General features: G+C 72.3%; 11 protein-coding genes. 3 read left to right on the top strand and 8 right to left on the bottom strand.

Annotation, left to right across the window (positions count from 1 at the left end; genetic code table 11):
- Window positions 1–255 precede the first annotated feature (255 nt).
- Window positions 256–2505, top strand: a complete 2250-nt coding sequence (locus tag LZ495_RS44900; protein WP_372498586.1) for a serine/threonine-protein kinase — start codon at window positions 256–258, stop codon at window positions 2503–2505.
- A 93-nt stretch (window positions 2506–2598) separates the two neighbouring features.
- On the opposite strand, the gene LZ495_RS17705 is transcribed toward LZ495_RS44900, so the two are convergent.
- From LZ495_RS17705 to ruvC, 8 genes are all read right to left on the bottom strand, one after another.
- Window positions 2599–5337: a RelA/SpoT family protein gene (locus tag LZ495_RS17705; RefSeq protein WP_268822952.1), complete on the bottom strand. Its 2739-nt coding sequence runs from the start codon at window positions 5335–5337 to the stop codon at window positions 2599–2601.
- A gap of 184 nt (window positions 5338–5521) precedes the next feature.
- The gene (locus tag LZ495_RS17700; protein ID WP_235053199.1) at window positions 5522–6058 is read right to left on the bottom strand and encodes an adenine phosphoribosyltransferase; all 537 of its coding nucleotides are present in this window, start codon (window positions 6056–6058) and stop codon (window positions 5522–5524) included.
- A 91-nt stretch (window positions 6059–6149) separates the two neighbouring features.
- Window positions 6150–7325, bottom strand: a complete 1176-nt coding sequence (secF, locus tag LZ495_RS17695) for a protein translocase subunit SecF (protein WP_235053198.1) — start codon at window positions 7323–7325, stop codon at window positions 6150–6152.
- Window positions 7322–9220, bottom strand: coding sequence for a protein translocase subunit SecD (gene secD, locus LZ495_RS17690; protein WP_235053197.1), 1899 nt, complete (start codon window positions 9218–9220; stop codon window positions 7322–7324). The genes secF and secD overlap by 4 nt, the downstream gene beginning before the upstream one ends.
- A gap of 161 nt (window positions 9221–9381) precedes the next feature.
- Window positions 9382–9801 carry a preprotein translocase subunit YajC gene (gene yajC / locus LZ495_RS17685; RefSeq protein WP_235053196.1) on the bottom strand — a complete coding sequence of 140 codons (420 nt, stop codon included), beginning with the start codon at window positions 9799–9801 and terminating at the stop codon, window positions 9382–9384.
- A 140-nt stretch (window positions 9802–9941) separates the two neighbouring features.
- On the bottom strand, window positions 9942–11045 hold the full coding sequence (gene ruvB / locus LZ495_RS17680) for a Holliday junction branch migration DNA helicase RuvB (RefSeq protein WP_235053195.1): 1104 nt from the start codon (window positions 11043–11045) through the stop codon (window positions 9942–9944).
- 76 nt (window positions 11046–11121) lie between these two features.
- The gene (gene ruvA, locus LZ495_RS17675; RefSeq protein WP_235053194.1) at window positions 11122–11742 is read right to left on the bottom strand and encodes a Holliday junction branch migration protein RuvA; all 621 of its coding nucleotides are present in this window, start codon (window positions 11740–11742) and stop codon (window positions 11122–11124) included.
- Window positions 11743–11746: 4 nt separating this feature from the next.
- Window positions 11747–12295 (bottom strand): crossover junction endodeoxyribonuclease RuvC, encoded by a 549-nt coding sequence (ruvC, locus tag LZ495_RS17670; protein ID WP_235053193.1) that lies wholly within the window; start codon window positions 12293–12295, stop codon window positions 11747–11749.
- Window positions 12296–12624: 329 nt separating this feature from the next.
- Here ruvC and LZ495_RS17665 point away from each other — a divergent pair, with 329 nt between their 5' ends.
- Together LZ495_RS17665 and LZ495_RS17660 are read left to right on the top strand one after the other, a co-directional pair.
- Complete coding sequence (locus LZ495_RS17665) at window positions 12625–13083, top strand: group III truncated hemoglobin (RefSeq protein ID WP_235053192.1); 459 nt, start codon at window positions 12625–12627, stop codon at window positions 13081–13083.
- 159 nt (window positions 13084–13242) lie between these two features.
- Entirely contained in the window at window positions 13243–14532 is a 1290-nt protein-coding gene (locus tag LZ495_RS17660) for a mannosyltransferase family protein (protein WP_235053191.1), read from the top strand.
- Window positions 14533–14555 lie beyond the last annotated feature (23 nt).

The raw sequence follows: 14555 nt of genomic DNA, 5'->3' as shown, positions 1-14555 counted from the left end.
TCGGCGCTCAGGGGTCCTCGTCTCGGCGTGTCCAGGCATCGGCGTGCCCGCGGATCCGCATGTGCGCGTGCCGCCTCCGGTGCCGGCGTCCGCTCGCGGCCCCGCTTGTTCAGACCGTTGTTCAGGTGTTCACGCTTGCAGGGCAATGGAGTTCCCCCGCGCGTCGCGCCGGCAAGATCCGCGATGATGTGACGCGTCATCCAACACACTTGCATAGCTGGGACTTCGGGGAGTCATATGTCCGTCGGTGAGCCCTTGACCGAGTTTGCGCGCGAACTGCGTCAGGTCCGGGGCCAGGCCGTGGACGTCGAGACGGGCGAACTCGCCGCCCGCATCGGCGTCGACGAGGCAGTTCTGACCGCGGCGCTGGCCGGCGCGCTGGTACCTCCGCTGCAGGTCACGCTCGATCTGGTGACCGCGTGCGGAGCGGACCCGGCGGGCTGGGAAGAGCGCTGGCGGGCCGCGCTTGCCGCGCAACTCGCGGGCTCCGCAAGCCCGGTCGCCCCTGCGGCACCTCCCGCGGCACCTCCCGTGGCACATCCCGCCGCTCCCCCGGCGTCGTCTCCGCCGCCTCCGCCCGCCGCGGCCCCGCGTGTCGGCCCCCCGCCGCGCCCGGCCGGACCTCCAGCGGCTCCGCCCGCGGCACCCGCCGCTCCCCCGCCGGCACCCCCTGCGGCACCCGCCGTCCCCCGGGTCGAGCCCGAGACCGTGGACGGCCCCGCCTTCACGCCCTCCGCGCTGGCTGCCCCGTCCGTCCCGGCCACCCCGCGGCCCGCTGCTCCGGCCGCCCCGCACGCGCTCCCCACCGAGCCGAACCCGGCCGTGGCGCCCGCGCCCGCTCCCGCCCCCGCAGCAGCCACCCGCGGCGCCGACCGTCCTGCCTGGTCCGGCGGTCCCGACCGGGCCGCGCTGCGTCCGCTGGAGAGCGACGACCCGCGCACGATCGGCGGCTACCTGCTGCGTGCCCGGCTCGGCGCCGGCGGTATGGGGCGCGTCTACCTGTCCGCCACGCCCGGCGGCCGGCCCGTCGCCCTCAAGGTGATCCGCGGCGAGTTCGCCGACGACGCCGAGTTCCGCCGCCGCTTCCAGCAGGAAGTCGCCGCCGCGCAGCGCGTTCAAGGCCTGTTCACCGCGCCCGTGCTGGACTCCGACGCGCACGGGGCGCAGCCCTGGCTGGCCACCGCGTACGTCGCCGGCCCCCCGCTCAACGAGGCGGTCCACCGGCACGGCCCGCTGCCCGCCGAGACCGTGCTCGTGCTCACCGCGGGCGTCGCGGAGGCGCTGCAGTCGGTGCATTCCGCGGGCGTGGTGCACCGCGACCTGAAGCCGTCCAACGTGATCCTGGCCGCGGACGGCCCGCGCGTGATCGACTTCGGCATCGCGCGCGCCGCCGACGCGACCCCGCTGACCAGCACCGGGATGAGCATCGGGACGCCCGCGTACATGGCGCCCGAGCAGGCCCAGGGCAAGCCCGCCGGGCCCGCGTCCGACATGTTCTCGCTCGGTGCGCTGGCGGTCTTCGCAGCCACCGGCGTCGGCCCGTTCGGCGAGGGCACCGACACCTCGATCCTGTACCGCGTGGTGCACGAGGAGCCGGACCTCTCCCTGTGCCCGGAGCCGGTACGCCAGGTCGTCGCGCGGCTGCTCGCGAAGGACCCGGCGGAGCGCCCCACCCCGGCCCAGGTCATCGAGCTGTGCCGCAGCGTGTCCGGCGACTCGCGGCTGCAGATCGCCGACGGCTGGCTGCCGGCCACTCTCGTCGCCGACGTGACGGCCCGGCAGAACGAGCAGCCGCCGCAGCTGCCCAAGGACCCGGCACTGAAGCGGAAGCGCAAGCGCCGCGCGTTGATCGCGCTGGTCGCCGTGCTGGTCCTGGGCGCCGCGGGCGGCGGCGTCGCGATCGGCCTCATGGGCAACGACGACGACAAGAAGAAGGAAGCGCAAGGCGAGAACGCCGGCCTCAGCCTCCCGACCGGCCCCACCGCGACGGGCCCGAACGGCTCTTCGCCGAGCGCGTCGGCCACGGGTTCGAGGACGCCGACCTCGACCCCCTCGACCGGGCGTACCAACACGTCCTCGGCGAGCAAGTCGCCCGGGGCCATCGCAAGCGGCTTCCCCGAAGGCGGCGAGATCAGCACCATCCCGATGAACGTGCCGGACGGGTATTGCGTGAGCCTGAAGATCGCCACGCCGGTCGCGTACGACTACTGCGACGGCGACATGATCCAGTTCAACGAGAGCTACGAGCGGCTGTCCGGCACCGAGCTGGTCCTGCTCGACCCCAAGCAGGTCGGCGACTACGAGACCTGCCAGGGCGACACCCGCTACGCGGTCGACGGGCGCATCTCGTACACCCTCCTGACCGAGGGTTCGATCGTGTGCTTCAAGAACAAGCGCGAGGGCCTGGTCGGCGCGATCAAGATCGTCGCCAAGCCGGACCGCACGAAGGCCAGCGCCTACTGGCAGATCACCCGGACCATCTGGCGGGGCCCGGTCGGGGGCTGAGCCGCCCGGTCGGCCTGACCGCGCAGGACAGGTACAAGTGAGGGGCTCCGCGGACCGCCGCGGAGCCCCTCGCTTACGTCCGGTTCCGGCCGCTCAGCCCTGCTGGCGCCCGCTCGTCACGCGGTACGCGTCGAACACGCCCTCGACGCCGCGCACCGCCTTCAGCACGTGTCCCAGGTGCTTCGGGTCGCCCATCTCGAACGTGAAGCGGCTCAGCGCCACCCGGTCCCGGCTCGTCGTCACCGACGCGGACAGGATGTTCACGTGCTGGTCGGACAGCACCCGCGTGATGTCCGACAGCAGCCGCGACCGGTCCAGCGCCTGGACCTCTATGGCCACCAGGAACACCGACGACGCGGTAGGCGCCCACTCGACCTCGACGATGCGCTCTTCCTGCTGCGAGAGCGACTCGACGTTGCCGCAGTCCTTGCGGTGCACCGAGACGCCGCTGCCGCGCGTCACGAAGCCGATGATCGGGTCGCCCGGCACCGGCGTGCAGCACCGCGAGAGCTTGACCCAGATGTCCTCGACGCCCTTGACCATGACGCCCGGATCGCCGCTGGACCGCCGGGCGCGCCGCGTCGCGGTCGGCGTGGTGACCTCGGCGAGGTCCTCGGTGGCGCCGTCCTCGCCGCCCAGTGAGGCGACCAGGCGCTGCACGATGTGCTGCGCGGAGACCTGCTGTTCGCCGATCGCGGCGTACAGCGAGGAGATGTCCGGGTAGCGCAGCTCGTGCGCGAGCGTGACCAGCGCGTCCCCGCTGGTCATGAGGCGCTGCAGCGGCAGGCCCTGCTTGCGCATGGCGCGCGTGAGGGCTTCCTTGCCGTGCTCGATGGCCTCCTCGCGGCGCTCCTTGGAGAACCACTGCCGGATCTTGTTGCGGGCGCGCGGCGACTTGACGAAGCCGAGCCAGTCCCGGCTGGGTGCGGCGGTCTCCGCCTTGGAGGTGAAGACCTCCACCAAGTCGCCGTTGTCAAGGCGGCTTTCCAGCGGGACGAGGCGGCCATTGACCCGGGCCCCGATGGTGCGGTGCCCCACGTCGGTGTGCACCGCGTACGCGAAGTCGACCGGTGTCGAACCGGCAGGCAGCGCGATGACGTCGCCCTTGGGGGTGAAGACGAAGACTTCCTGCGAGGACAGGTCGAAGCGCAGCGACTCCAGGAACTCGCCCGGGTCGTCGGTCTCCCGCTGCCAGTCCAGGAGTTGGCGCAGCCACGCCATGTCGCCGACCTGGCTGTTGTCCTTCTTGGACGCCTTGGCGTCGGCCGCGGCGCGGTTGCCGCCGACCGCCTCCGCCTTGTACTTCCAGTGCGCCGCAATGCCGTATTCGGCGCGGCGGTGCATGTCGAACGTGCGGATCTGCAGCTCGACCGGCTTGCCCTCGGGCCCGATGACCGTCGTGTGCAGCGACTGGTACATGTTGAACTTGGGCATCGCGACGTAGTCCTTGAACCGCCCCGGCACCGGGTTCCACCGCGCGTGGATGGTCCCGAGCGCCGCGTAGCAGTCGCGGACGGAGTCGACGAGGACGCGGATGCCGACCAGGTCGTAGATCTCCGCGAAGTCCCGGCCGCGGACGATCATCTTCTGGTAGACGGAGTAGTAGTGCTTGGGCCGCCCGGTCACCGTCGCCTTGATGCGCGCCGACCGCAGGTCCTGCTGGACCTGGTCGATGACCACCGCGAGGTACTCGTCGCGCTTGGGCGCGCGCTCGGCAACCAGCCGCACGATCTCGTCGTACATCTTGGGGTAGAGGATGGCGAACGCCAGGTCCTCCAGCTCCCACTTGATGGTGTTCATGCCCAGCCGGTGGGCCAGCGGGGCGTAGATCTCCAGCGTCTCGCGGGCCTTGCGCTCCTGCTTCTCGCGCTTGAGGTAGCGCATGGTGCGCATGTTGTGCAGCCGGTCGGCGAGCTTGATGACCAGGACGCGGGGGTCCTTGGCCATCGCGATGACCATCTTGCGGACCGTCTCGGCCTGCGCGGCCTCGCCGAACTTGACCTTGTCGAGCTTGGTGACGCCGTCCACGAGCATGGCAACGGTGTCGCCGAAGTCGCGGCGCAGCGTCTCCAGGCCGTAGTCGGTGTCCTCGACGGTGTCGTGCAGCAGGCCGGCCATCAGGGTCGGCGGGTCCATGCCCAGCTCGGCCAGGATGGTCGCGACGGCCAGCGGGTGGGTGATGTACGGGTCGCCGCTCTTGCGCCGCTGGCCGCGGTGCCAGCGTTCGGCGGTGGTGTAGGCCCGCTCGATCTCGCGCAGGTCGGCCTTGGGGTCGTTGGCCCGGACGATCCGCAGCAGCGGTTCGAGGACCGGGTTGTAGACGCTGCTGCGCTGCACGCCGAGCCGGGCCAGCCGGGCGCGCACCCGGCCGCCGGTGTCGCCGCGCAGGCTGCGCACCCGGTCGCCGGATCCGGTACGCCGGACCACGGGCGGGCGGGCCGGCTGGTTGCGGGATTCCGGGCCGGCCGCGCCGGCCGCCGCCTCGCCGTGCCCCACGCCGCCGCCTTCGCGCCCGGCCGGGTCGGGGGCCGCGGCAGGTGCGGGCTCGGCCGCGGATGCGTCGGATCCGGGCCCGTCGGATCCGGATCCGCCGGAGTCGGCGGACGCCGCAGGGGCGGCTCCCCCCGCTCCGCCGGTTCCTTCCGCGGTCCCAGGGGGCCGGGGCTTGCCCTCGGCTGCGGCCGCCTCGGGGCCGTCGGCGCGGGCAGGCGCCTCGGCCGCGACGTCCGGTGCTTGCCGGTTGGCCCGGTCCGACCCGTCCCGCGAAGGGACGCGGGCGGCGTCCGCGGACGCTCCCGATGTCGGTGCCACGGGCACGACCTCGTCCGGCAACGGCACTCCTCCCGCCGGTTATTGCTGCGTCTTCCGCGGGCGACTTGTCCGAGCCCGGCCCCCGACCGGTCCGCTGCGTCGGTCGTCGAAAAACCTCAGTGGACCTCCATCGTAACGAGAGCGGTCCACCGCGGGTTCGCCTCCGCGCAGGGATGTCGGCCGGAGCAGGCGCTCAGGGGCCGCGTCAGACGGTGATGAAGGACCGTACGCTCTCGTCCGGGAGCAGGCCCGCGAGCTTGGCGCGGCCGGGCAGGAAGCCCAGCTCCAGCAGCACCGACACGCCTGCGACCTCGGCGCCGGTGCGGCGCACCAGGTCGATGGTGGCGGCCACGGTGCCGCCGGTGGCGAGCACGTCGTCGATCACCAGGACGCGTTCGCCCGGGGCGAAGGCGTCCTGGTGCACCTCGAGCGTGGCGGAGCCGTATTCGAGGTCGTAGCTCTGCGCGTACGTGGCGCACGGCAGCTTGCCCTGCTTGCGGACCGGGACGAACCCGGCGCCGGCCCGGTAGGCGACCGGGGCGGCCAGGATGAAGCCGCGCGCCTCGATGCCCACGACCTTGTCGACGCCGGCCGCGGAGCACTGCTCGGCCAGCGCGTCCACGAGCGCGGCGAAGGCCTCGGGGTCGGCGAGCATCGGCGAGATGTCCTTGAAGACCACGCCGGGCTTGGGCCAGTCCGGAACGTCGCGGATGCGGCTGTCCAGCAGGTCGCGGAGTTCCACGGTGAGGGTGTCCTTCCCCAAAAACGGCGGTGACCGGGTGACGGACGGGCGGGCGGGAAGCCGGCCTGTCGCGTCACCCGGTCACCGGTGATCAGTGCTTGCGCTTGCCGCTCGGGCGGCCTGCGCGGCGGTTCCGGGCGGGCTGGCGGCGGATGCCGCCGGAGCCGGCCGAACCCGCGCCCGCGGGTTCCCCGTCGTCGCCGTCCTGGTCGTCCGCGTCGCCGTCGGCCGGCGCGTCGGACGCCTCGGCCGCATCGCCCGCCTCGCCGCGCGCGGCGGCCTTGGCCTGCGCCGCACGGTGCTGCTCGACGCGCTTGGCCAGCGCGCGCATCTCCGGCGTGCGCTCCTTGAGGTCGGCGTACAGCGGGGTGGCGATGAAGATCGACGAGAACGCACCGGCGGCCAGACCCACGAACAGCGACAGCGCGATGTCCTTGAGCATGCCCGCCCCGAGCAGGCCGCCGCCGACGAACAGCAGCGACGCGACCGGCAGCAGCGCGACGACCGAGGTGTTGATGGACCGGACCAGGGTCTGGTTCAGGCCTCGGTTGGCGGCCTCGCTGAAGGTCATCTTGTTCTGCTTGGTGATGCCCCGGGTGGTCTCCTTCACCGTGTCGAACACGACGACGGTGTCGTACAAGGAGTAACCGAGGATGGTCAGCAGACCGATGACCGTACCGGGCGTGACCTCGAATCCGACCAGCGCGTAGACGCCGATCGTGATGACGATGTCGTGCACGAGCGCGACCAGGGCCGCGATGGCCATTCGCCATTCGAAGGCCACGGCCAGGTAGATCGTCACCAGGACCATGAAGATCAGCAGGCCCTGCAAGGCCTTGTTGGAGATCTCCTTGCCCCAGCTGGGACCGACGAGTTCGGCGTCCACCTTGTCCGCGGGGACGCCCAGCTTGGCGCTGAGCGCATCGCGGATCTCGTTGAACTTGCCGGTGTCCTTGCTGGCGATCTGGATCCGGACCTGCTCCTTGCCGACCTTCTGGATGATCGGCTCGTGCTCGCCCCGGAACTCCTCTATGGCCTCGTGCGCCTGGGCGACCGAGATGCCGCCCTGGTTGACGGTGTAGACCGCCCCGCCCTTGAACTCGATGCCCTGCGACAGGCCGCGGCCCAGCAGGCCGCCGACGGCCAGTATGAGGATGAGCGCGGAGAGCGCGTACCACTTCTTCTTGCGGCCGACGAAGTCGTACTCGACCTCGCCGGTGTACAGCCGGTGGCCGATGGTCCGCAGGCTGGAGAGGCCCGCCATCATGCCTCCTTGGGTTCGACGTTGGCGCGGGGCCGGCGGGTCGCGCGGTACGCCAGGGGGCGCTTGGCGCCGAGGCGTGCCGGGTCGAGACCCGACCACGGGTGCCCGGACGCAAAGAACTTCTTGCGCGCCAGGATCACCATGAGCGGCTTGGTGAACAGGAACACCACCACGACGTCGAGCAGCGTGGTCAGGCCCAGCGTGAACGCGAAGCCCTTCACCTTGCCGACCGACACCCAGTACAGGACGGCGGCGGCCAGGAACGACACGAAGTCGGACACCAGGATGGTGCGCCGGGCGCGCGGCCAGGCCCGGGCCACGGCCGGCTGCAGCGACTTGCCCTCGCGTACCTCGTCGCGGATGCGCTCGAAGTAGACGATGAACGAGTCGGCGGTGATGCCGATCGCCGCGATGGCGCCGCAGACCGCGGGGAGGTTCAGCGCGAACCCGATGCCGCGGCCGAGGAGGCACATGATCGCGTAGGTCAGCAGACCGGAGATGGCGAGGCTGACGAGGCTGACCACGCCGAGGCCGCGGTAGTACATGATCGAGTACAGCGCGACCAGGAAGAGGCCGATCGCACCGGCGATCAGGCCGCCGCGCAGCTGGTCGGAGCCCAGCGCCGCGGAGACCTTGGAGACCTCGCTCATCTCGAAGGACAGCGGCAGCGCGCCGTACTTGAGGACGTTGGCGAGGTTCTTGGCTTCCTTCTGGCTGAAGTCGCCGGTGATGACCGCCTGGCCGCCCGGCAGCTCGGTGGAGACGGTGGGCGCGACGACCACGACGCCGTCCAGCTCGACCGCGAAGCGGTTCGTCGGGTACTGGCCCTCGGCGAGGTCACCGGTGATCTTGGTGAACTTGTCGGTGCCGGTGCCGTCGAACTTGAGCGCGACCTCCCAGCCGCCGATCTGGCCGGGGCCGGTGGGCAGCTGCGCGTTCGACGAGGAGAGGTCCGTGCCGTCGATCGCGGCCGGGCCGAGGATGTACTTCTCGTACGTACCGTTCTGCGGCTTGGCCGAGCACGCCACGGTCGGCTTGGTCGGGTCGGTCTGGTTGCCGACGCCGCGCTGGGCCGGGTCCGCGCAGTTGAGCGCGGTGAACTGGGCCTGGAGCTCCGGCGTGACGCCGTACTTGGTCAGGTCCGCGCCCGCGCCGTTGCTCGACGGCGGCGTGACCGGCTGCGTCATGTCGATCGGCGGCGGCGTGGTGGCCGGCGCGCCGGGCGTGTTCGCCGCGGGCGGCGTCGGCGACGGGGTGTCCTGCTTCAGGTCCGGGATGACCCGGCTCTGCGGCTTCGCCGTCGCGGTGCCGGTCGCCTTCGCGGACGCCGTGGCGGTCGCGGTGGCCTTGGCGGCCCCGGTCCCGGTCGCGGCCGGCGTGGTCGCCGGGGGCGAGGCGGACGGCGGCGTGGTCGCGGCGCCCTGGCCCTGCGGCGGGTTCGATGCCGGCGGCGTGCTCGCGGGCGGCGTGGTCGCCGGGGTGGTGGGCGGCGTGTCCGGCTGGTACTCGGTCTGCAGCACCGGGCGGAAGTACAGCTTGGCGGTCTGGCCGACCTGCTTGGCGGCTTCCGCCTCGCCCTTCCCCTTGGGGATGTTGATGACGATGTGCTCGCTGCCCTGGGTCTGCACCTCGGCCTCGGACACACCGAACGCGTTGACGCGGTCCCGGATGATCTGGACCGCGGTGTTCATGTTCTCCGCGTTGACGGCGCTCTTGCTGCCGCCCGCATCCGGCTTGGCCTTGAGCGTGACGCTCGTGCCGCCTGCCAGGTCGATGCCGAGCCGCGGCGTCGTGTCGCCGGTCGCGAACATGATCCCGTAGAGGGCGGCGATGACCACCGTGATGAAGACCAGGGCCCGCCCCGGGTGCCCTCGTGTGCTTGATTTCGGTGCTGCCACCTTCGCCCATCTCCCTGTTGGTGCCGATCCGGAACCACGTGCGTCACCGGATCACGGCACAGCGCCCGGACCCTTGTCCGGGTGCATCCGTGGCCTGGACATGACTGTATTGCCGGCGGCGGCCCTGCGGACCGCCGCCTAGGTGCTCTACGCGGGACGAACTAGCCGTCCGTACGCGGACGGTCGCCGTTGCCACCGTCGGCCGACCCGCTCTCCGGCTTCTTGTCCAGATCGATCGTCTCGGCGCCCTCGGCGCGGTCCGCGCCGTCGTCCGAGCCGGTGCCCTCGTGGTCGCCGACGGTGTCGTCGTCGTCCTCGTCGTCACCGGTGCTGAGCACGGCGGCGATGGCGCTCTTGAGGTAGCGGCTGTGCACGCCCGGCGCGATCTCGAGGATCACAGAGTCGTCCTCGACCTCGCTCACGGTCGCGAAGAGACCCGCGATGGTACGGACCTCCGATCCGGGGCGCAACGAGTTCTGCGTCTGGACCGCCTCCTGCTGGCGCTTCTTCGCCGGCTTGATCATGAAGAAATAGATCACGACGAAGATGAGCAGGATGGGCAGAAGGCTGAGGATGTCCACGGCTGGAAACGGTTCCTTTCCGGTGCCGCGATGCGGCTCGGATCACGACATGCGATGAAGGCCGACCTTGGGCCTCGGCGGAGTCTAGACGGACGGGTACGCAAGGAACAACGATCGCGGCGCGCAGTCGTTCCCGACGCTCACCCGAATGCGCCGTCCGGCCCCTGACCAGGCGCGGTGCCTTCGTCCCCGAACAATCCCGGCTGCGCCCTACGCCCGGACTGTCCACCTGCCGCAGTAGGCGGCGCGACCAGACCCAGGTGCCGCCAGGCGGCCGCGGTCGCGACACGGCCCCGGGGCGTGCGGGCCAGCATCCCGCTGCGCACCAGGAACGGCTCGGCGACCTCCTCGACCGTCTCGGTCTCCTCGCCGACCGCGACCGCGAGGGTGGACAGCCCGACCGGGCCGCCGCCGAAGAGGGTGACCAGGGCGTGCAGCACCGCGCGGTCGAGCCGGTCCAGGCCGCAGGCGTCCACTTCGTACACGTCGAGGGCCAGCGCGGCCACCTCGCGGTTGATCCGCCCGTCGGCCCGGACCTGCGCATAGTCGCGCACGCGGCGCAGCAGCCGGTTGGCGATACGCGGGGTGCCGCGCGAGCGCCCGGCGATCTCCGCGGCGCCCTCGGCATCCACCGGGACGTCCAGCAGCCGCGCCGAGCGGTGCAGCACGCGCTCCAGTTCGGCGGGTGCGTAGAAGTCCATGTGGCCGGTGAAGCCGAAGCGGTCGCGCAGCGGCGGCGGCAGGAGGCCGGCCCGGGTGGTCGCGCCCACGAGCGTGAAGGGCGGCAGCTCGAGCGGGATCGCGGTGGCGCCGGGGCCCTTCCCGACGATGATGTCGACCCGGAAGTCCTCCATCGCCATGTAGAGCATCTCCTCGGCGGGCCGCGACATGCGGTGGATCTCGTCGAGGAAGAGCACCTCGCCCTCGGCCAGCGAGGACAGGATGGCGGCGAGGTCGCCGGCGTGCTGGATGGCCGGGCCCGAGGTGATGCGGATCGGGGCGCCCATCTCGGCCGCGATGATCATCGACAGCGTGGTCTTGCCGAGTCCGGGCGGGCCGGACAGCAGCACGTGGTCGGGCGTCCCGCCGCGGGCCCGGGCGGCGCGCAGCACCAGCGAGAGCTGTTCGCGGACGCGTTCCTGGCCGATGAACTCGTCCAGGCTGCGCGGGCGCAGGGCGGCCTCGACCGCCTGGTCCTCGCCGTCCGCCTCGGCGGTCACCAGGCGGTCCCCGTCGTGCGTCATGCCGTCTCGCCCCTGCCGTAGTCCGGACCCGGCCGCTTGCGGGCCGCGCGCCATCCTTGCGCACCCGCCCGACACGTCATCGGCGGTTCAGGCTGCGCAGCGCGGTGCGCAGCAGCAGCCCGATGTCGGGGGTACCGCCCTCGGCGATCGCGGCCTCGGCTTCCGGGGCGGCCGCGGCCACCGCTTCGTCGGCCTCGCGCGTCGCGTAGCCCAGGCCGATGAGGGCACTGTGCAGCTGGTCGCGCCAGTGCACGGAGACGGGCGCCCCCACGCGGGCGGCGCCGGCGCCGCCGGTGGGCGCGCCGAGGCGGCCCTTGAGCTCGATGAGCAGCTTCTGGGCGCCCTTCTTGCCGATGCCCGGCACCGCGGTCAGCGCCTTCTCGTCGCCGCTCTCGATCGCGGCGCGCAGCGCGTCGGGGGTGTGTACGGCGAGCATCGCCTGCGCGACGCGCGGGCCCACGCCGCTTGCGGTCTGCAGGAGTTCGAACGTGGTGCGCTCATCGTCGTCGGCGAAGCCGTACAACGTGAGGGAGTCCTCGCGGACCACGAGGCTGGTGGAGAGCCGGGCCGACTCGCCGATCCGGAGTCCGGCGAGCGTGCCGGGCGTGCACAGGACGGCCATGCCGATCCCGCCGACCTCGACGACGGCGAGTTCGGGGCCGAGGGCGGCGACGGGGCCGCTGACAAAGGCGATCACGGGGTCATCCTCGCGTACCGCGCGGCAGGCGCGGGGACGGTGTACGGGCCGCGGCGACCGCGGCGGCGAGCCGGTTCGTGGCGCCGCCGCGCCAGATGTGGCAGATGGCGAGCGCGACGGCGTCGGCCGCGTCGGCGGGTTTGGGCGGCGAGTCGAGCCGCAGGATGCGCGCCACCATGGCGCCGATCTGGGCCTTGTCGGCACGGCCGCTGCCGGTGACCGCGGCCTTGACCTCGCTGGGGGTGTGCAGGGTGACCGGCAGGCCGCGCCGGGCCGCGCAGACGATGGCGACCGCGGAGGCCTGGGCGGTGCCCATCACGGTGCGCACGTTGTGCTGGGCGAAGACGCGTTCGACCGCGACGCAGTCCGGCTTGAGCCGGTCCAGCCACTCCTCGATGCCTTGTTCGACGGCCAGCAGGCGGGCGTCGATCGCGGCGTCCGCGGGGGTGCGCACGACGCCGGCCTCGACCAGCCGCAGCGGCGCTCCCACACCGCCGTCGACGACGCCCAGACCGCAGCGCGTCAGACCGGGGTCGACTCCGAATACCCGCACGCGGCACTCCCCCTTATGTCACCCGTTTATGTCACCCGTCACATCACCCGTCCGGCCGTGCGCCGCCCGGGCCGGGCCCAGCTATACGAACATCTGTTCGTGTCAGGCTCCGACCCTAGCGGAGGCCGGCCGGACATCCCGGCAGGCCACGCCGCGCCACCCGGCGCCACGTACCCTGGACTGGTACTTCGCTGACTCTGCTTGCTGCGTCTGCATCGTTTGCCGAGCTTGCGGCGTCTGCATTCGTCCGCACCGCCGCAAGCCGCGTCCGGCCCGACCGAGAGGTGTCCATGCCCGCGCAGCCGCGTCCGCCCGCTTCCGCCGACAGCATGGCGGAGCGTCCGGACATCGGTTCCCGCGAGGACATCATCGCGCTCCTCGAGGACTTCTACGCGAAGGCGTTCGCGGACGACCTGCTCGGTCCGGTCTTCGTCGACGTCGCGCAGATGGACCTCGCCGCGCACCTGCCGCGGCTCGCCGACTTCTGGGAGACCACGCTGCTGCGCAGCGGCGGCTACCGCGGCAATGCGCTGGAGCCGCACCGCGCGCTGCACGCCGAGTCCCCGCTCACCGCGGAGCACTTCGCGCGCTGGATGGAGCTGTGGTCCGCCGCGCTGGAGGCGCGTTTCGCCGGTCCTGTCGCGGACCGCGCCGCGGTCCAGGCCGACCGCATCGCCCGGGCGATGCGCAAGCGCCTGGAGATCGCCGACGGCAGTTCGCCGTGGAGCGCGGCCCCCGACGGCCGCCCCGAACTGCCGTTGCACACGCTCCCCCGCGACACCGCCTGACCCTCGCGGGCCGGCCCGCGCGCCGTTCGGGGGATGCGGGCCGGGCCGACGCCCGTCGGACCGGTCCGGCGGCGCGAGTCCCCTAGGCTGTGTCCGGTCGATCACTCCCGGGTGCGCCGCTGGGCCGCCCCGTGCCGAGGACTCCCCCGAAGGACCGCCATGCCGACTCCGTCCACGCCGGTGGCCCCGGACACTCCGGGTGCGCCGGACGCCCTGCCCGCCGATCCGACCTCGCGGGGTGCGGACCTGAAGGAGCGGGCCCGGGCGGCGGCCGTGTCGGGCGCGCGGCGGTTCCGGACCGCGATCCGGCCGGCGCTGCCGGCCATCGTCGGCTACCTGATCGCCCGCGGGCTCAACCTGCTCGTGCTGGCGGTCATGGCGCGCGCGGCGGGCAAGCCGTTCTGGTCGATGGTCGGCTCGTGGGACGGCGAGTGGTTCATCGACATCGCGGACTACGGCTATGTCGAGAAGTTGCCGGTCTCGCCCGCCGGGAAGCCGTACTGGGTCAACGTCGAGTTCTTCCCCGGCTATCCGTACCTGGTCCGGTTCGTGTCCGCGGTGACCGGGCTGGACAGCATGAACGCCGGCATGGTGGTGACGCTGCTGTCCGGCGCGGTGGCCGCCTGGGGCCTGTACGCGCTGGGCCGGGAGCTGACCGGCAGCCACCGGGTGGCGACGCTGTTCGCGCTGCTGTGGGCGGTGGCGCCGGGCTCGATGGTGCTGACGATGGTGTACTCCGAGGCGCTGTTCGTGGCGTTCGCGTCCTGGGGTCTGCTGGCCATCGTGCGCCGGGAGTGGACCGCGGCGCTGGTGCTGTGCATCCTCGCCGGGCTGACCCGCAACACCGCGTTCGCGCTGGTCGCCGCGCTGGGCGTGGCGGCTCTGCAGGTGGTCTTCAGCCGCCGCGCGGACGGCACCCGGGTGGGCCTGCTGGGCCGGGAGGCGCGGCGGCCGGTGGTCGCCACGCTGCTGGCCCCGATCGGGGTGCTCGGGTTCATCGCGTGGGTCGGCACGGTCGGCAACCGCTGGGACGCGTGGTTCTGGATCCAGGACCGGGCGTTCAACCTGCGGTTCGACTTCGGGGTCAGCACGGTCCAGTGGATGGCCAAGTACCTGACCCACCTGGGCCGGCCGATCTACGTGGTGTGCACCTTCGTGATCCTGCTGTCGGTGGCGCTGATGCTGTGGTCCTTCCGGGACCGCAAGGTGCCGCTGCCGGTGCACATCTACGGCGGCATCGTGATGTTCCTGGCGCTGGCCACCAGCAGCGGGTGGTTCTTCCATTCCAAGCCGCGGTTCATGCTGCCCGCGTTCACGATCGTGCTGCCGCTGGCCAAGTTCATGGCCGGCTGGCCGCGCAAGCTGGTCGGGATCGTGCTGGTCGCGGGCGCCTTGTTCGCGGGCTGGTACGTGGGCTTCCTGGTGTACGTGATCGACACCAACCCGTAGGCCCGGCTGCACACGTGTGCCCC

Source organism: Yinghuangia soli, assembly GCF_021502675.1.
Lineage (GTDB): Bacteria > Actinomycetota > Actinomycetes > Streptomycetales > Streptomycetaceae > Yinghuangia > Yinghuangia soli.
The sequence above is the reverse complement of the archived record's forward strand: the minus strand, read 5'-3'. Positions and strand labels throughout refer to the sequence as shown.